General features: G+C 34.6%; 7 protein-coding genes and 1 pseudogene. 7 read left to right on the forward strand and 1 reads right to left on the reverse strand.

Features of this window, described 5'->3' with window-relative positions:
• Positions 1 to 280: 280 nt before the first annotated feature.
• On the reverse strand, positions 281 to 4,246 hold the full coding sequence (locus tag EYY60_RS03025; protein WP_235832278.1) for a hybrid sensor histidine kinase/response regulator transcription factor: 3,966 nt from the start codon (positions 4,244 to 4,246) through the stop codon (positions 281 to 283).
• Between the two features lie 292 nt (positions 4,247 to 4,538).
• On the opposite strand from EYY60_RS03025, the gene EYY60_RS03030 reads away from it, so the two are divergent.
• From EYY60_RS03030 to EYY60_RS22435, 7 genes and pseudogenes are all read left to right on the forward strand, one after another.
• Entirely contained in the window at positions 4,539 to 7,562 is a 3,024-nt protein-coding gene (locus EYY60_RS03030) for a SusC/RagA family TonB-linked outer membrane protein (RefSeq protein ID WP_132987924.1), read from the forward strand.
• 10 nt (positions 7,563 to 7,572) lie between these two features.
• Positions 7,573 to 9,186: a RagB/SusD family nutrient uptake outer membrane protein gene (locus tag EYY60_RS03035; RefSeq protein ID WP_132987925.1), complete on the forward strand. Its 1,614-nt coding sequence runs from the start codon at positions 7,573 to 7,575 to the stop codon at positions 9,184 to 9,186.
• Between the two features lie 119 nt (positions 9,187 to 9,305).
• The gene (locus tag EYY60_RS03040; protein WP_132987926.1) at positions 9,306 to 11,330 is read left to right on the forward strand and encodes a beta-L-arabinofuranosidase domain-containing protein; all 2,025 of its coding nucleotides are present in this window, start codon (positions 9,306 to 9,308) and stop codon (positions 11,328 to 11,330) included.
• A 452-nt stretch (positions 11,331 to 11,782) separates the two neighbouring features.
• Positions 11,783 to 15,220 carry an RICIN domain-containing protein gene (locus EYY60_RS03045; protein ID WP_162847842.1) on the forward strand — a complete coding sequence of 1,146 codons (3,438 nt, stop codon included), beginning with the start codon at positions 11,783 to 11,785 and terminating at the stop codon, positions 15,218 to 15,220.
• A gap of 377 nt (positions 15,221 to 15,597) precedes the next feature.
• The gene (locus EYY60_RS03050; RefSeq protein ID WP_132987928.1) at positions 15,598 to 18,039 is read left to right on the forward strand and encodes a beta-L-arabinofuranosidase domain-containing protein; all 2,442 of its coding nucleotides are present in this window, start codon (positions 15,598 to 15,600) and stop codon (positions 18,037 to 18,039) included.
• A gap of 3 nt (positions 18,040 to 18,042) precedes the next feature.
• A pseudogene (locus EYY60_RS22430) lies at positions 18,043 to 19,602 on the forward strand (glycoside hydrolase family 127 protein); the annotation flags it as partial.
• Positions 19,603 to 19,659: 57 nt separating this feature from the next.
• Positions 19,660 to 20,364: a DUF6805 domain-containing protein gene (locus EYY60_RS22435; RefSeq protein ID WP_394346636.1), complete on the forward strand. Its 705-nt coding sequence runs from the start codon at positions 19,660 to 19,662 to the stop codon at positions 20,362 to 20,364.
• The last annotated feature ends 3 nt before the right edge of the window (positions 20,365 to 20,367 follow it).

Consider the following 20,367-nt stretch of genomic DNA (forward strand, 5'->3'; position numbering starts at 1 on the left):
GAGCGGCATCCTTTTGCGGGAACCCGAAACTTCTATTCTCCTTTGAAAGCTCTTCCGCAAAAGATATAGCGGACAGCACGGCCCGAAGGGAAACGCCCAAATTTGCTCTACTTTGAATTCTTAATTTAAATCAAATTGATGCAATAACATCAGTTATGTAATATTCGTGTTTAAAAATTCCTTAAAAAATAAAAATGATAGTTAAGTATGATATGATCAAAATTGTCTTAAGTGAAATTTTATTTAAAACATTTTTGAATTTTAAAATTGGAAAACACTTTTAATTGTTTCCAGATTCATTCATTTGTGCATATTCTGTGGGTGTCATTTTGAATTGTTTCTGGAAATTACGACCAAATGTTGTTTGAGAATTGTAGCCCACAATTTCTGCGATTTCATAAACTTTATGGTGTCCCAAACTTAGTAACTCTGCAGCTTTTTTAAGTCGGGCGATATTTATGAGTTCATTTGGGTTTAAGTTTGTAATTTCTTTTATTTTTCTGTAAAAAGTAGAACGGCTCATTGCCATCTTTTCAGCAAGGATTTCAACGCTTAATTCAGCATTAGATAAATTCTCATTGATGATTTCGTCTAATTTTTTAATGAACGTTTCGTCAATTTGGCTATGTGCGACACTTTTTAAATGTGATAGTGGTGAACTAGAATAAAAATCCATTAAATTTTTTCGATTCTCAATTAAATTCTCAACCTGAGCTTTTAGATATTCCATTGAAAATGGTTTACTGATGTAGGCATCCGCGCCAACTTCAAGGCCTTCAATTTTTGAATTCAAATTATCTTTCGCTGTAAGCAAAATCACTGGAATATGACTGGATTGTAAATCTGTTTTTATTTTTCGGCATAACTCAAATCCGCTGATTTCTGGCATCATTACATCACTTATAATGAGTTGGATGGTATGTTTTTCAATAATATCGTAAGCTTCATGAGCATTTTTTGCTCTGAGTACGAGATAGGTTTCTCCTAAATCATTAGAAATAAATTCTAATAAATCAGCATTATCTTCAACGACAAGAATTGTGGTTCTAGTATTTGTGATTTCTTCAATTATTTCTTCTTCAGTATTTTTGCGTCTTTGCTTTTCTTCATTTTTATAAAAATCAAAATGTTTTTCTTGATGAAGTGGCAATTCTAGGACAAAACTATTGTATTGCTTTTCAGCCGTATCTAATTTTAGTGTTCCTGAATGCAATTCTGTTAGTGAATGCGAAAGTGATAATCCAATTCCGGTTCCTGTAATGCTCATGGTATCAGGAGCTCTAAAAAATGGCTCGAAAATTTTGTTTTTAAGATTTTCTGGAATTCGATTTCCATCGCTTTTTATTGAAATTCTAAAATGAGAATTGTTTTTTTCTAAAGCGATAATAATTGTTTTTCTGCAATATTTTATGGCATTATTGAGAACGTTGCTTACAATTTTCTTGAGGGCTTCTTCATCAACATAAGCATAAATAGTTTCGGGACTCAAGTCAAATTGAATATCAATATTTTTATCTTTTATGACTTGACTGAAACGGATATAAGTATTTTGAACCAAATCAGTAATATTTACCTTTACAAAGGTTAATTTCACTTCTTCGGTTTCCGTTTTTCTAAAATCCAATAATTGAGAAACCAAATGCAATAAACGTGATGTATTTTTCTCCATAATACTCAAATCGCCGTAAATTTCAGGCATTTGTTTAGCTTTCTTTAGAACCTTGTCAAGTGGACTTTTGATCAAAGTCAATGGTGTTCTTATTTCGTGCGCTATATTGGTGAAAAATTCGATTTTGGCGTTATAGATTTCTTTTTCTTTTTGGTTATTGAGGTACTTAATTTTTTGATCATTTTTCTGCTGAATGTATTGATGATAGTATCGCAAAGCATAGTAAACAATTGCAAAACCTAAAGCAAAATATAGAATATACGCTAATGTACTTGCATAAAATGGAGGCAGAATTCGAATTTCTAAGGAAGCGGTTTCATCGTTATAAAGTTTGTTGCTGTTGTATGATTTTATCTTAAAAGTATATTTACCAGAAGGGAGTTCGGTAAAAAAGACTTGATGCTTCTTGCCTAGAGGAATCCATTCATCACTGATTCCTTCCATTTTGTACCAATATTGCGTCATATCAGAAGAATTGTAGTTTAATGAACCAAATTCTATGCTAAATGATGATTGGCTGTTTTTTAATTCTAATTTATCTGTTAGCGTTATAGATTGGGATAGTGGCGAATCGTTTTTGTTGACATCGACTTCAATATTATTGATTTTGAGCCCCGTTATTAAAATTGGTGTTTTTGATTTGTCTTTTTTAAAAGTATCAGGATTGAAGCTAATGAGTCCGTAAACGCTTCCGAAATACATAGTTCCGTTATTGCTTTTAAAACCTGAACTATAATTAAATTGATCGTTCAATAACCCATTTGCTTTAGTATAAACGGTCATTTTATTGTTTTTGACATTAAATTCTACTAATCCTTTAGAGGTCGAAATCCATAAATTATTTTTTGAATCTTCCAGAATAGTGAAAATTAGATTGCTTGGCAAAAAATCTTTTTTAGTAAATCTTTTGAATGCGTTTGTTTTGGCATCAAATAAGTTAAGGCCATTTTCGGTGGCGATCCAAATATTGTTTTTGCTGTCTTGAAAAATGTAGTTTATCGCATTACTACTTAAACTGTTGTTGTTTTTTCTGTCATTTTTAAAGAATGTTTTTTGCTTTGTTTTTGGATTATAGCAAAATAGTCCGTCACGATAAGTTCCTGCCCATAAATTTCCGGATTTGTCTTCTAGAAATGAGGTGAAAAAATAACCTTCTGGGTAAGCGGAGAATTCTACAAAACGATCTTTTTGGGTATCAAATTTCTGAATTCCTAAAGCTGATAATGCCAATAAATCTTTAGCTTTTGTTTGATATAGTTTGTAGATAAAATTACTTTTTAAACCTCCATTTTGACCTGTTGAGTAGTGTTTTATTACTCTTGAAGTCTTAATATCCATTACATCTAAGCCGTGTTCGAAAGTCCCAATCCAAAGTTTGTCCTTAATTGGCAAAATAGCATGAATATTATTATATGAAATATTCTGAGAACTTCCATCTGCTTTAAAATTTTGAAAAATTTCTGTGTTTGTACTTAGTTTGTTGAGACCTCCATCTTCAGTTCCAATCCATAAATTATTATAATCGTCTTTGTGAATTTCGCGAATAACATTTCCGCTAATTGAATTTTCGCCTACAACGTGAAAATATTTTTTAAATGAAGTATATTGTTTTGGGAAATAATTTACTCCACCAAAGTATGTCCCAATCCAGATGCCACCTTCATTATCAATAGTTAAGGAATGTACTGCATTATCAGATATAGAGTAAGGATTATTGTAACTTTTACGAAGAACTGAATACGATTTTGTCTTTAAATTATATATATGAACGCCATTTTCTGATGACATCCACAATTCATCTTTTCCATTTTTTATAAAATTTCTAATGTAAAGCGATTTTTCGGTATAGGTAAAAAGACGCTTTGTGGTATTGTCTTTTGCATTAAAAACCAGCGCACCATGATTTTGTGTTCCAATTAAAATCTCATCCTTGTTATACGATTTAAGAATATTGATAATAAAGGGCAAGCCATTTGTAAAAGGTGCTGTAATTTCAAATTTTACAAATGAATTATTCTTTTGATCGTACTTAAACAAATTATTATAAGTTGCAAACCATATTGCGCCTTCAACATCTCGAGTTAACGTTATGGCATTGAAATTTTTCTGTGGTTCATAGGTAAAGTTCTCTTTTGTTTTAAGGGAATATTTATATAAAATACCATTGGCTATGTACCAAAGATTGTTTTGTTTGTCATCTTCAATAGCTTGGATTGATTTATTGATGGTTGTTTCTAACAATTCAAAACTTTCGTCTTTTTGGTCAAATTTAAAAAGGCCATTATCAGTTCCAACCCAAATGGTATTATTTAATTGATGCAAACATTGAATAAAATTACTGCCTAAAGTTTTTGGGTCATTTGGATCGTTTTGGAATGATTTGAATGCATATCCGTCAAAACGATTCAAACCATCCTTTGTTCCAAACCACATAAATCCTTTTTTGTCTTGAAGCGACGTCAAAACAGAATTATTAGACAAGCCATTTTCGACTTGATAATGTCTGAAATAGTAATTCTGAGCGTTTGTAAGACAACTCATCAATAAAAATAATACAGCTGATATTTTATTTTTCACACGATTTAATTTGTTTTAAATATAGTATTTAGAATCTTAAAATTCTCCCTAACACATGTTCAATTCGTCTCATTAAAGAGGCATTTTATCCCAAATTACAGGCTTTTTTCCTCAACAGCACCAAATGAATAGTTTTGCCTAACAATTGAAACAAAAGGGTCAAGACTTTAGTGGTTAATTTAGTCTATTTGGCTCACTAATTCACATATCATAATTTATTGGGAGTAAAATTATATATGATGCAATTTTTACCAACTATTAATTTTTATTATCTAACCAAAATGAAAAATCAATGAAAAACAGTATTAGATTACAGTGGTTAAGCAATTTTAAAGCTTTGTCACTTTTTATGATGATTTTTTTCTGTACTGCCACGAGTTACAGTCAAAATGAAATTTCAATCTCAGGAAAAATTACTGATGCAAACAGTCTCTCATTACCAGGAGCAAATGTTTTAGTAAAAGGAACCAAAACTACAGCATCAACAGATTTCGATGGGAATTTTTCGATCAAAGCGCCGTCAAACGGAATTTTAGTTGTTAGTTTTATTGGTTATCAAAGCAAAGAAATAGCAATTAACAGCCAGAAAAACATAACTGTAAAATTAGCCGAAGAAGCTTCAAAATTAAATGAAATTGTTGTTGTGGGTTATGGAACTCAGAAGAAAGGAGATTTAACGAGTGCTGTTGCTCACGTAACAAAAGAAGATTTTGTGCAAGCCCCTGTAAAAGATGTTGGACAGCTTTTGCAAGGTAAAGTTGCAGGTTTAACGGTTACAAACAGCAGTGGAAATCCAGATTCTGGAAGTTCGATTTTCTTAAGAGGAACTTCAAGTATCAGTAATCCGACGCCACCGCTTATTTTAATTGATGGAATTCCAGGAGGATTAAAAGATTTTGCTCCTGAAGATATCGAAACTATTGATATTTTGAAAGATGGTTCTGCAGCCGCAATTTACGGTACAAGAGCAAATAATGGAGTATTGTTGATTACAACAAAAAGAGGAAGCAAAAAAGATATGAAGCCAGAAGTAACTTTTCAGCAAACAACTTCTACTCAGACTATCGTAAAATCGCCAAATTTTTTAACAGCTGATGAATATAGAGATGCCATCAAAAAAGGAATTATTCCTGCAGCTTCTGACAAAGGATCAAGCACAAACTGGATTGATGAAATTACACAAGGAAACATCAGTACAACTTATGACCTTGCTATTAGAGGAGGAAACAACAAAACAAATTATTACGGATCGGTAAATTACCGAGCTTTCGAAGGTATCATGATGGGATCTGATAATAATAGTTTGTATACAAATATCAACGTTAATCATAAAATGTTTGATGATAAACTTCAAATTACTTTCGGAATCAACAATCAGGATAATATTTTAAATGTAAACAGCGTTGGAAGTAGTTTCAATGGCGTTATTTATAGAAACGCACTTATTGCAAATCCAACTGCACCAGTTTTGAAACCTGAAGGAGCAAACTATGCTGGAGATTATTATGAGAACTTTGCCATTTTCGTAAACCCGGTGGCGGACCTAAAAAACAGTGTTGGTGAACGCAAAACACATAGAACGCGTTCAAATCTTGGCGTGATTTTAAAACCAATTGATTATTTGACTTTCAATTTAAGTTTGGCGCAGGTTTCAAGCAACACAACAAGAGGTTATTATGAAAATAAATTCCACTCGTCAAATTTGCTTGGCGGATTAAATGGATATGCTAACAAAGGTTCTGAGGAATATAAAGATCGCCAGCTTGATTTTACAGGACAGTACGAAAGAACTTTTGGTGCAGGACATCACGTAACAGGTTTATTAGGTTATAGTTATTTTGAAACGGAATACGAAAACAGCTCACAATATGCTTACAATTTTGCGACAGATTATTTTACATACAATAATATGGGCGCAGCGACAAACTTTGGCCCAACTGGAAAATTAACATACTTAAACGGAGCTCCGTTTGTTACAAGTTATAAAAACTCGTATAATTTAATTGGCGGATTTGCTCGTTTAAATTATGATTTTAATGGGAAATATTTATTAAGTGGAACAATTCGTCGTGAAGGTTCATCAAAATTCATTGGTTCAGATAATCCTTGGGGAACTTTTTGGGCAGTATCTGGTGGATGGAGATTAGATAAAGAAGAATTCCTTAAAAATGCTACGTGGTTGAATAATTTGAAAGTTAGAGCTGGTTATGGAATTACAGGAGCGGCACCTGGAGGTTATTATTTAGGACTTTCGCAATTAGGGCTTTCAAGCGTAAGTAACTCATTTTATTATAATGGAAACTTTGTTCAGACGCTTTCTCCGTTCCAAAATCCAAATCCAGGATTGACTTGGGAAGAGAAAAAAGAAACCAATATTGGTCTTGATTTTGGGATGTTCAACAGCAGATTTACTGGTACAATTGATGTTTACAACAGAAAGACTGACGGTTTATTATTCAATTTTCCAGTGCCTCAACCACCAAATTTAGTTGGAACAACTTTCGCAAATGCAGGTGTTATGGAAAACAAAGGGATCGAGGTTTCTTTAGGTTACAATGTGATTCAGAATGCAAATGTAACTTGGAATGCACAAGTTAATGGATCTTATAATGAAAATAAATTCGTTTCGTTCAGTGATGATCCACGTTACAAATCGGCAAATGATTATGCAGATTTTGGTTCAACAGGAGAACCGATTCAGCAAAGTACGCATCGTTTACAAGTTGGTCAGCCAGTTGGAAATTTCTACGGATTTAAAGTTGTCGATATTACAGATCAAGGAAAATGGGTTTATGACGACTTAAATAAAGATGGGAAAATTACAAACGATGACCGTCAGATTTTAGGAAACGGTATTCCAAAATATAATTTAGCTTTTAACAATACAGTAAAATACAAAAACCTTGATTTTACAGTTACAATGCGTGGTGCTTTTGATTACCAGATTCTAAATTTTGACCGTATGTTCTATGAGCAAAACGGAAATGTGGAGCGTAACAGATTAAAAACAGCTTTGGAGCCAGTTTTTGGAAAAGCGGTTTTGACAGAATCTGAAAAATACAATTCATATTACATTGAAAATGGAGATTACTGGAAAATTGACAACATCGTGTTAGGATATACTTTCAAAGGTTCAACATTCAAATTTTTTGATGTTTTCAGAATTTATGCATCTACTTTAAACACTTTCTTGTTTACAAAATACAAAGGTTTAGATCCAGAATTGTCGCCAGAAGGTGTAACACCAGGAAATGATTATAGAGATAAATACCCAACTACACGTACGTTCACTATAGGTATTAATGCTACATTTTAAATAAAAGATCATGAAAAATAAAAAAATACTTTCGATTATAGCATGTTCACTTTTGATGTTTAGTTCATGTACTGAATTAGATGATAATGTGTACAGCACAATTGCAAATGACCAATTTAATCCATCAGAAGGCGACTTGGCTTCTTTGATTGGACCAGCATACACACAATGGAGAACTTTATATGCAAACAGACCAGGTTGGTGGGAAATGCAGGAGACTTCGGCAGATGAAATCATTTATCCAGGTCGTCCAAACGGTTGGGTTGATGGAGGAATTTACAAACAAGTACATCAACATATTTGGACTTCACTGCAACCTCAATTGCAAACAGTTTGGAATCAAGCTTATGGTGGAATCGCACAAGCAAATAAAATTATTTACCAAATTGAAAGCGGACAAATTCCTGTTAGTCAAGGAAAAGAGCAACTTATTGCAGAAATCAGAATGGTTCGTGCAAGTTATTATTATGTTTTATGCGATTTGTTTGGGAATGTTCCTGTTCAAACTAGTTTTATTGTTGAGCCAGGATATTTGCCAGAGCAAAAAACACGTAAACAGGTTTTTGATTTTATCGTAACAGAAGTTAAAGAATCGATGCCGTCTTTAAGCCAAACAGTTGGTACATCAACTTATGGGCGTTTTACACAATGGGGCGCGCACGCGTTATTGGCAAAAATGTATTTGAATGCCGAAGTTTATACAGGAACGCCAATGTACAACGAATGTATTCAGGAATCGGATATTATTATTGCTTCGGGAAAATTTGCTTTAGCGGCATCAGTTAGAGATGCTTTTAGTCCAAAAAATGAAAATTCTCCTGAAACTATCTGGGCAATTCCTTATGACGAAGTAAAAGCTGGAGGATTGCAATTTTGGATGCTTGGATCTTGGGATTCGCAACGCGCTACATACAATTCCAATGTTGGAGGATGGGGCGGAATGGGCGTTTTGCCTCAATTCATCAATTCTTTCGATCCACAAGATGACCGCTTAATATATGGTTTCAGATACGGTTTGCAATCTGGTTATGATGGAAAACCGTTGACAGCAGGTTATGGTGCCGATGCCGGAAAACCATTTATTCTGAGAAACACAATGCCAACAATTGATTTATGTCAGCAATTAGATGGCTATCAAATCAATAAGTATTCTATCGAATTAGGAATTCAGCAAAATATGAATAATGATGCGCCTTTCTTCAGATATACTGACGTTTTGATGATGAAGGCCGAATCGTTATTGCGTACAGGAAATTCAGCTGCAGCCGCAACAATTGTTTCTCAAGTTAGAGCAAGAAGTTTCAGCAGTAATCCAGCTAAAGCAACAGTTACTGGAGCGCAGTTATTATTGGGAAGTGTTTACAATTATGGCGTGACCGATAATAAAATGACAGCTACAACTGAAGGAGGAGCTGATATTCAGTACGGAAGATTTTTAGATGAATTGGCTTGGGAATTCAATCAAGAAGGACGTCGCCGTCAGGACATGATTCGTTTCGGAGTGTTTTTTACAAAATCATGGTTTGCACATCAAAAAACAAATAAAGATTATTTGAAAATCTATCCAATTCCACAACAGGAATTACAAAAGAACTCTAAACTGGTGCAAAATCCAGGATATTAAAATTAAGTGTTAAGTTAGTTTGTTTCGTTAACTTTTGGTTGGTTAACTTAATTAGTGATGCTTCTGGAATTTTGAGCCAATTCCAGAAGCTAATTTTTTATAATTTAGAAGATAAAAAAATGAAAAATAAAATAATTCCTTTTTTGGTATTTGCTTCTTTTGCAGCTGTTTCTTCTGCACAAACAAAAAAAGCTCCAGCATATGTTGAAAGGGTTTTCGAAGAAATTCCGTTAGGACAAATCAAGCCTTCTGGCTGGCTGAAAGAGCAGCTTTTGGTCATGTCAAATAATTCGACAGGACATATTGATGAGATTTATCAAAAAATCCAAAATGATAACGGTTGGCTTGGTGGAAAAGGTGATGGCTGGGAAGAAACGCCATATTGGTTGGACGGTGCTGTTCCGTTGGCCTATCAAATTGATGACAAAGTTCTAAAAGAGAAAGTTTTAAAGTATATCAATTGGACGATTGAAAACCAACGACCTTCGGGATATTTTGGCCCAATTACAAAATGGGAACGTGAAACTGGAAATAAAGTTGACGTTCAAAACAGCGATAAAGGCGAAGATTGGTGGCCCAAAATGGTCATGCTAAAAGTCATTCAGCAATATTATACTGCAACAAATGATACTAGAATTTTGCCTTTTATGACGAAGTTTTTTGATTATCAAATAAAAACTTTGGATAAATCACCAATCGGAAAATGGACAGAATGGTCAGCTTCTCGCGGAAGCGAAAATATTCAGATCGTGCAATGGCTTTATAGTATTAATAAAGATAAAAACCTTTTGACTTTAGCCGAAAAAATAAAACAGCAATCTTTTGAATGGAGCAAATGGTTAGGAAATCGTGACTGGGTTATTACAGCAGCAGTAAATCCAAACGGTGATCACTGGATGCGCAGACACGGTGTAAATGTGGCAATGGCACTCAAAGAACCAGCTGAAAATTATTTAAGAACAGGCGATTCAACTTATTTGAAAAATCTGAAAACAGGTTTCAATGATTTGATGACGCTCCACGGTCTTCCAAACGGAATTTTTTCTGCCGATGAAGATCTTCACGGAAATGCTCCAACACAAGGAACAGAACTTTGCGCCATTGTTGAAGCTATGTACTCACTAGAAGATATTATCGGAATTACGGGAGAAACTTCCTACATGGATGCACTGGAGCGAGCAACTTTTAATGCAATGCCATCGCAAACTACTGATACATATAATGAAAAGCAGTATTTTCAAATGGCAAACCAAATTGAAATTCAGCGTGGTGTTTACGCTTTTTCTCTTCCTTTTGATCGCCAAATGAATAATGTTTTGGGAGCAAAAAGTGGTTATACCTGCTGTTACGCCAATATGCATCAAGGTTGGACAAAATTCACACAACATTTATGGTACCGAAATAAAAATAACGGGCTTGCTGCTTTAGTTTACAGTCCGAATGTGCTTTCTACAACAGTTGGTTCTGAAAATCAAAAAATCACAATTACCGAAAATACACAATATCCATTCAATGAAAATATTGATTTTCAGATGGAAATGAAAAAAGTAGTTCAATTTCCTTTTCAATTACGCATTCCCGTTTGGTGTACAAATGCTGAAATTTTTATTAACAATCAAAAAGTTGATTTTAAAGCAATAAACGGAATTGTGACTTTAGATAGAAAATGGAGTAACAAAGACAAAGTAACTTTAAAACTTCCAATGAAAGTTAGTGCTTCTTCTTGGGCAGATAATTCAAAAGTAATCGAAAGAGGGCCATTGGTTTATGCGCTAAAAATGAATGAAACTTGGGGTAAAGGAAACCAAGAAAATGAAGGGGAGTATTTTACCTTAAACTCAACGTCAAATTGGAATTACGGTTTATTGGAAGAATCAGTTAAAAATTTAGAAAAAGATGTTCAAGTAAAACAAATTGGCTTAAAAGAAAATTTCAAATGGAATTTAGCTAACGCTCCAATTGAAATTTCCATAAAATCAAAGCAAATTCCAGATTGGAAAGCGGTAAATGGTTTGGCATATTTGCCCGTTTCCGGAAGAGACGGTGTTTATAAAGGAAATGTAAGTAATGTTCAGGAAACTATTACTTTAGTTCCAATTGGTTTTACAAAATTGAGAATTGTAGCATTTCCTTTGGTAAAATAATTAGGAATTTTAGACAGTGTTTAAAATTTGTTCTCAATAAAGTTTGGTCGAACCCCAGCGGGGTAAAATATTTATAGAAATTTCAATAACACAAATGAAAGAGCTCCAGCGGAGCGACATATATTCGGAACAATGATAAATATGTCGCTCCGCTGGAGCTTTATATAATAAACGTCAATTCTTTGCTATAAATATTGCGCTTCTCCGAAGCTTATCAAAAAAACAAGAGCTGTCTCAAAAATGAGACAGCTTTTTTTATATCATTAAAAGCGAATAATTAAAAAATGTTTTACGAATTTTTTAGTTAACAAAAGAATACTATAAAGAATTAAGAATTTATTGGTTTTGGTACGAAAAGTCGTAATTCTGAAACAATTCGAATGCTTGTTTTTTGGGCTAAAAATTACCTTAGAAGTCTATTTACTAATCTATTAACCCAAATTACAACCATTATGAAAAGAAGATTACATTTTAATCTGCCTTTTCTTTTTCAGAAAAAAAAGGACCATTTCCGAAAAGAAAACAGGCAGTCGAATTTTAGATTTTATCGTTTAGCTGTTCCGCTCTTGCTGTTAATCAATTTGATTTCGGCGCAAACAAAAACAATTTCAAAAGCGGACTATTATGACAAAACTTTAGCCATGCTTATTGGAAGTTGTGGCGGAGTTGTAACGGGATATGAATACTTAAAAGTGTACAATACTCCTGATGGATTTTATCAAGCCGGCGCGACAGTAAAACAACCAGTTGAACCACTTTTGGGACTTCCTGATAGCTGGTTTGTTTTATTGAATGGAACTTTAGGCGGAACCACAAAAGACGAATTCAATTATTTTTCAAATTACGAAGATGGAAAAATTTATTCAGATGATGATCAGCATGTTGAAGTTTTCAATCAGCATATTTTAGAAAAATTCGGACCATCGGTTGCTTATCAAGATATTCGAAAAGAATGGATTGATCACGATTTGAGAGATTTTGGAGGAACTTCAGATGCTTTGGGTTTACTGTCAAGCAAAAATTTGATTGCGCCTTTATTCGGAAAAAGAGAAAACGGAAATAATGGGCACTGGCTTCCAGAATGTTACATCGAACACGAAATGATGGGCGCTAATTTCCCTGGATTGCCATATAAAGCGGCAGAATATGTAGAGAAATTCTCAAGTATGTCTGGGCAAGGCGAGGCATTAACTTGGGGACAATATTGGGCCGCCGCACACGCAATCGCTTATTTTGAAACTGATGCCAGAGTTGTACTTCAAAAATCGATGGAAGTTGTTCCCGGAAACAGTTGGATTCGTGGTATGTATGATGTTGCAGTAGCATTACATCAAAAATATCCAACAGATTGGCGTGCAGCGGTTCGAGAATTATGGACGGAAAAATACCGTAATTTCTATGCCGTTGGTTACGATAAAATTATGTTGTTGAGCGATGTCAATCACGGAACAGGATTTTTGGCCATTTTATATGGACAAAACGATTATATGGAAACTTTGAAAATCTGCTCATTGGCTGGAGGTGACGGTGATTGTACTGCCGCCAATGTCTGCGGAATGATGGGAATCATCAAAGGAATGGCTGGAACGCCACAAGAATTCTTAGATCATATTTACAAAAATGGGACCGGAGTTTGGATCAACGATACGGCGCACGGTTTACATATGCACAAAGATTTTCCGAGAGACAGCAAATTCACAGATTTGGCAGCTCAGTTTCAAAGAAATGCAGAACGCATCATGCGCGCAAATGATGCGACTATTACAGGAAGCTCATATATTATTAAAAATGAAACCAGCATTGCAAAAGTTTCATCTGTCAATTATGATTTTGAAAAAGGCGATTTGACCAATTGGAATATTTGGAATTCGGCAGGAAGCAGCAATACCATTTGGGCCGAAAAACAATACAATGCCACTACAAAAGCAAGTTTGGCAGCGACAGGATTGTATAAAGGAACTGTTATTACAGACTCTAATACGTCTGAAGCAAAATTGTATCAAACGATTACAGGCTTAAAACCAAATACAACCTACAAAATCGAAGGTCGAATTAATAGTGCGGCAGGAAGAGAAGCTCGTTTTTATGCTGAAAATTATGGTGGAAATTATGTTTATGCTTCGGTTTTAAATGGCTTGACAGCTTTTCCGTATAAATATCTTTATATCAAAACAGGAGCAACAAATACTTCTGTAGATGTTGGACTTCATGCCGTTGCGACTACCAATGCGAGCAAATGGTGTAATATTGATGACATTGTAATTACTGAAGTGCCAACAATTCCGATAACAACTTATGAAGCTGAAAGTGCCGTTTTAGCTGGTGGCGCAAGTTCTGCGACTTCTGCAAGTGCAAGCGGAACAAATTATGTAACAGGTTTGTCATCGGCAAGTGCATCAGTTGCTTTTAATGTAAATTCAGATTATAAAGGCGAAAAATTGGTTCGTATTTATTATGCGAATTCAGGAAATAAAATTTTGCAAGGAATTGAGCTAAACGGAATTAATATCGGGAACGTCGAATTTATGGATACCGGTGCAACGGCAGCATTTTCTCAAAATTATATTGAAGCGTTTCTGGATTTGAACTTAGGAACAAACACAATCAAAATTTTAGGAGCAACAAACGGTGTAAACATTGATAAAGTTGATGTCTTGAATTCGTATAACGGAACAAAACCTGGTGACGATTCTGATATTATTTCTGGCGGAATTTATAAAATTACTGTTCGTCATACGGGTAAAAGTTTGAATGTGAATGGTGTTTCAAATGATAATGGCGCCTTGTTCAGTCAATGGGATTATGTGGGCGGAGCAAACCAAAAATTCAGAGTTGAAGCTTTAGGGAATGGATCATATGCAATTTATGCCGTTCATAGCAATAAAGCGGTTGACGTTTTAGGTTCATCTACAGCAAATAATGCATCAGTTGGGCAATGGGATTATGTGCATGGCGGTAATCAGCAATGGGGAATCATCAGCTTAAATAATGGCTTTTATAAATTAGTCAACAATCATAGTGGCAAATGTTTGGAAGTAACGGGCGCCGGAACTGTAAACGGAAGTTTGGTAACACAAAATGATTATGCAAACGCCAATAATCAGCAGTGGAATTTTGAGAAAATTGGCGACGCAACGACTCCAGTTTCTAGAGGAATCTATAAAATCGTGAATCGTAACAGTGGAAAAGTAATTGATATTGCGGGAGTTTCTCAAAACAATGACGCGGCTGTTTCGCAGTGGGATGATTTAGGAGGAACAAACCAGAAGTTCCAATTAGAATTAACTTCTGGTGGTTACTACAAAATCACGGCTTTGCATTCTAATAAAGCTATCGGAATTGCAGCTTCATCAACCGCAAATGGTGGCGTTGCAACCCAAAGAGAATATATTTACGGAAATAATCAACAATGGAGTATTGTCCCTGTAACTGGAAATTATTTCAAAATAATTAATCGTTTAAGTGGAAAAGCACTTGAAGTTCCGGGTTCAAGTACGACGAACGGAACTCAATTAGCACAGTTGGATTCTGGTACAGCAAACAATCAACAATGGACTTTTGTAAAACTAGATAATGGCCAAGGTGTTTTGGCAAAACCAGGAAAAACAGAAGAAGTTTTAGCGGTTGATGAAGCTGAAATTCAAAATAATGAAATCAAAATAACCGTTTTCCCAAATCCGACAAAAGGATTGGTGAATGTTTTGGTTTCAAATCCGCAAGAAGAAATTAGTATTCAAGTTTATGGAGTGAATGGAAAACAGATTTACAACAAATCATACGACTTTGAAAATTCAATAAATTTAGACTTAAACGATCTTGCAAAAGGAATTTACATTTTAAAGGTTAAAACCGGAAACAAGATTTCGACTCAAAAAATTATTCTGAATTAAAAACAAATCACTTTTTTCATCCAAAATCCGCGAGTTCTGACTTGCGGATTTTGTTTTTTAAATCCATTTGAAACCGAATTTGAAAAAAAGTAGCATTTGAAACATTTTGATTGCTTTTTTAGTGAAAAAATCATTGATTTTTTTATTGAAAAAGCTATATACGATGCGGTTTAAGAAAAGAATAGGTAGTGAAAATTCAAAATATTGAAATACCTCTAAAAATAACTGTTTTGGCACAAAAGGACTAAAAAATGAGAAAATAAGACCGCCAAATTGAAGCTAATTTTAATTTATTTGAACTTTTGAGATACATGAAATTGGACATTTTAATTTCAGAAAGAACTCCCATCTCACAAAACTGATAAACATAAATTTTGATGAAAAAGAATCTTATTACGGCACTTTTGCTTTCGAGTGCTTTCAGCATTTCGGCACAAGAAAAAAACAAATATATAGTCAAAGAAAATGGTCCAATTGTTTGGAAAGATTTTCCGTTAAATGATACCAGATTGCTTGAAAATAGTCCGTTTTATCATGCGATGAAATTGGATCAGAAATACCTTTTAGGAATGGATGTCAACCGAATGCTGAACGGCTACCGAAAAAGAGCTAATCTGCCTTTGTTAGGAAATTATCCAGGATCTAATCAGCCGGAAAATACACGACCAGGGGAAATGCCACATTATATTTCGGGAATTGCTTTAATGTATGCGCAGACGGGAGATTTGGAATACAAAAAAAGAGTCGATTATATGATGGCTTCTTTAAAAGAATGCATCGATATTATCAATAAAAACAACCCAGATCAGAATTATATTTTGGGAAGAAAAAATTGGGACAATCCGCTACATGATTTGGCGAATGGAAAAATAACTTTGGATGGTGGAGACGAAACCAATTATCCTTGGGGCGGAATGGGGAATTTTTGGTACGTTGTTCATAAAGATTTGGCCGCGTATCGCGATTGCTACATTTACTGTAACAGCGAAATTGCTTTCGAATTATTAAAAAATGAGGGTTCTAGAATTGCTGATTTTGCCTTAAAAGCCAATCCTGATTTATTTGATGATATGTTGGATATCGAACATGGTGGAATGAATGAAGTTTTTGCAGATTTATATGCTTTGACTGGCGAAAAAAAATACATGGAAACGTCAATGAAATTTAATCATCAAAAAGTGATTTTGAATACGGCTTTAGGAAATGATGTTTTATACGGAAGACACGTAAATATGCAAGTTCCCACTTTTGCAGGAACAGCCAGACAATATCAGCTTGACGGAAATAAAGTCAGTAAAGACGCGACCTTTAATTTCTTGGATCAAATGTACGCGCAACATAATCATGTTATTGGCGGAAGCGGGCGTTACGAGCGCTACGTTCAGCCAGGCGATGAAACCAAAGGTTTAGGCTTCACTTCTGATGAAACTTGTGCGACTTACAATATGCTAAAAACAGCCAGAACAGCTTTTGAAGTCTCGGGCGATTTGAAACATTTAGATTATTTTGAACGTGCGCTTTACAACCATATTTTGGCTTCGCAAGATCCTGATTCTGGTGGCGTGACCTATTACACTTCATTAATGCCGGGCGGATTTAAATCATATAGTGATGGCTATAATTTGGAAAAAGTCTGGTGCTGTGTTGGAACAGGCATGGAAAATCACGCGAAATATGGTGAATCGGTTTTCTTTCATAATAAAGAGGATTTATTTCTGAATTTATTTATTCCGACAACTTTAAAATGGGAAGAAAAAGGATTAGAAATCAGCTTAAAGACTAATTTTCCAGAAGAAGATATTATTAATTTAGAAATCAATGAAAACAAATCTTTTTCAAATAAATTAATCGTTCGTTATCCATCTTGGGCAGGAAAAGCAAAAGTTTGGATCAACGATAAAGAAGTTTCTTTTAATGGAAGAGTGGGAGGAACAATTGAACTATCAAACAATTGGAAAAAAGGCGATAAAATCAAAATTGAAATGCCTCAGAATTTCTGGATTGAAAGATCAAAAGACGAACCCAATTTAATAACCATTATGCGCGGACCGTTAGTGATGGCAGCAGCGCTAGGAAAAGACAAAATGCCGGGAAGCGATTTGGTAAGTTACGCCATGCATTACAACAATTGGGTAACGCCTCAAAATGATATTCCGTCGCTATTGGCTTCAGAAACTGATATTAATAATTGGATTGTTCCTGTTGCTGGAAAAAAAATGGAATTCAAAACGAAAGGCGCAGGAATTTTAAATGGAAAATCAAACGAGATTACTTTGATTCCGTTTTATCAAATGCATCATCAGCGTTATTCGGTTTATCTGAAAATGTTTTCTAAAGAAGAAATAGCCGAACGTCAGAAAATTGTAAGCGATGAAATTGATGTTTCTTCAGAATTAGACGAAAAAAAGCATAAATTGAACGCTGGCAATTCGACCCGAATTTTAGAAAAAGACGCTAGGCATTTCTGGGAAAACAATCGTTATGGACGCAGCGTTTCTAAAAATGAAAGTTTTTCATACGAAATGAAAGCAAATGAAAAAGCTTCAAAGCAATTTTTGACCGTAACGTTCTGGGGAAGTGCATCAAACGGAAACGGAATTTCAATTTACGCCGATGATCAGCTTTTGAGCACAGAAGATTTGGGAGAAAAACAGCCTTTGCAATATTATGAGAAAAGCTTTGAATTGCCTGAAAGCCTGAAGGGAAAAAAGAACGTGAAAATCACCTTCAAAGTCCCTGAAAACCATACAGCTGGAGCAGTTTACAGCTTGAAATTATCTTCGGATATTTCAAAATTTAAAGGATATTTATTTTATTAGAATATGAAAAATAATGTTTTTAAAATCTTAGGAATTATCCTGTTTTGCACCGGAATTCAAGCACAGCAAGGATTTTCTGTAAAAGACAAAGTGTCGTATAAAGCTGACTTATTTCAGTTGAATGAAGTTCGGCTTTTAGATAGCAAATTCAAAAATGCAATGGATAAAGATGGCGCTTATCTTTTGGCATTAGAACCAGATCGTCTGCTTTCGAGATTTAGGCAATATGCTGGGCTTTCGCCGAAAGGCAAAATTTACGGAGGCTGGGAGGCAAGAGGAATTTCAGGGCATTCGCTTGGGCATTATTTTACAGCGGTATCTTTGATGTACGCGGCAACTGGTGATCAACGATTTAAAGAGCGTGCTGATTATATCATAAATGAACTTGCAGAATGTCAAACAAAGAAAGGAACAGGATACATTGGTGCAATTCCAGACGGCGATAAAATTTTTGACGAAGTAGCCGCAGGAAATATCCGTTCGCAAGGATTTGATTTGAATGGTGGCTGGGTGCCGTGGTACACGCAACATAAAGTTTTGGCTGGCTTGGTTGATGCTTATACTTATACAGGCAATAAAAAGGCGAAAGATATTGCCGTTGCTTTTTCAGATTGGATTGATGTAAAATTCAAAAATTTGACGAAAGAACAATTCTAAAAAATGTTGGATTGTGAACACGGTGGCATGAATGAAGCTTTGGCAAACGTATATGCGATTACAGGAAATAAAAAATATTTGGATTTATCTCAGAGATTTTATCACGAAAAAGTTTTGGTTCCGCTAGAAAATCAAAAAGATCAATTGGCTGGATTGCATGCTAATACGCAAATTCCAAAGGTAATTGGAACGGCAAGAGATTATGAATTGACGGGAAATCCTAAAATGCACATGGTTTCTGATTTTTTCTGGAAAGAAGTTACAAATCATCATTCGTATGTAATTGGAGGAAATAGTAATTACGAGCATTTTGGAGAACGCGATAAATTGGCCAATCAATTAAGCACAAATACAACCGAAACTTGTAATTCGTACAATATGCTCAAATTGACCGAGCATTTATACAAATTAGATCCGTCGTCGTCGTTTATGGATTATTACGAGCGCGTAATTTACAATCATATTTTGCCTTCGTTAAATCCAGAAACGGGAATGGCGTTGTATTATTTTCCGCTGAAATCAGGCGAAAAAAAGATTTTCGGAACGCCTGATGACTCGTTTTGGTGTTGTACCGGAACAGGAATGGAGAATCACGCCAAATATGGTGAAGCTATTTATGCCAAAGGAAGTGAAGGCGATTTATACATCAATCTTTTTATTCCGTCTGTTTTAAATTGGAAAGAAAAAGGATTTAAAATGAAACAAACAGGAAGTTTTCCTGAAGAGGATAAAGTGACTTTTACGATTGAAGAAGGAAGTTTTAAAAACAAAATTTATTTGCGTGTTCCAATTTGGACTTCAAATGCGTCAGTAAAAATTAATGGTAAAAAAGCTACAGGAAATTTAACTTCGGGAAGTTATTTTGTGATTTCTGACAAACTTAAAAAAGGTGATGTAATCGAATACACTATGCCGATGCATCTTCATAAAGAAGCCATGCCAGATGATCAGAATAAAATCGCAATGCTTTATGGACCAGTGGTTTTGGCCGGAGAATTGAATAAAAATGCAATGAAAGCGAGAGAAATTCCAGTTTTGGTTACCAACGATTCCGACATCAACAATTGGATTCATTTAAATGACCAAAACAAGTTGAAATTTACTATAGACAATGCGCAAAAAACTACTTTATTGCCTTTATACTCGATAATTGACAATCGCTTTATGGTGTATTGGGATAAATTTTCTACAGCTGAATGGAAAGTTCAAAAAGAAGTTTTTGAGAAACAACGTATTGAAGAAGAGGAACTTGAGGCTAGGACTTTAGATCATTTAAGAATTGGAGAAATGCAGCCAGAAAGAGATCATCAGTTTGAAGGGAAAAATACTTTTACGGGAGAATTTCAAAATATGCGTTGGAGAGATGCTCGCGATGGTGGCTATTTTAGTTTTGTAATGAATACGAAAAACAGTACAGAAGCAAATTTGATTTGTACGTATTTTGGTAGTGATGGAGGAAAAAGATCCTTTAGGATTTTAGTAAATAATGTCGAAATTGCGAAAGAAATTTTAAAAGCCAAGAAACCAAATTCGTTTTATGATGAAACATATGCGATTCCGACGGCTTTACTAAAAAACGAAAACCAAATTACAATTCAATTTGTAGCCGATCCTGGGAATACAGCCGGAGGATTATTTGACTGCAGATTGGTAAAACCACAAAATTAATAC

Origin of the sequence: Flavobacterium zhairuonense (genome assembly GCF_004352915.1) — a bacterium.
Lineage (GTDB): Bacteria > Bacteroidota > Bacteroidia > Flavobacteriales > Flavobacteriaceae > Flavobacterium > Flavobacterium zhairuonense.

Excerpts from the sequence above, each read along its gene's own strand:
- EYY60_RS03030 (WP_132987924.1), top strand. The coding sequence starts at position 4,539 with ATGAAAAACAGTATTAGATTACAGTGGTTAAGCAATTTTAAAGCTTTG.
- EYY60_RS03035 (WP_132987925.1), top strand. The coding sequence starts at position 7,573 with ATGAAAAATAAAAAAATACTTTCGATTATAGCATGTTCACTTTTGATG.
- EYY60_RS03040 (WP_132987926.1), top strand. The coding sequence starts at position 9,306 with ATGAAAAATAAAATAATTCCTTTTTTGGTATTTGCTTCTTTTGCAGCT.
- EYY60_RS03045 (WP_162847842.1), top strand. The coding sequence starts at position 11,783 with ATGAAAAGAAGATTACATTTTAATCTGCCTTTTCTTTTTCAGAAAAAA.
- EYY60_RS03050 (WP_132987928.1), top strand. The coding sequence starts at position 15,598 with ATGAAAAAGAATCTTATTACGGCACTTTTGCTTTCGAGTGCTTTCAGC.
- EYY60_RS22435 (WP_394346636.1), top strand. The coding sequence starts at position 19,660 with ATGCTTTATGGACCAGTGGTTTTGGCCGGAGAATTGAATAAAAATGCA.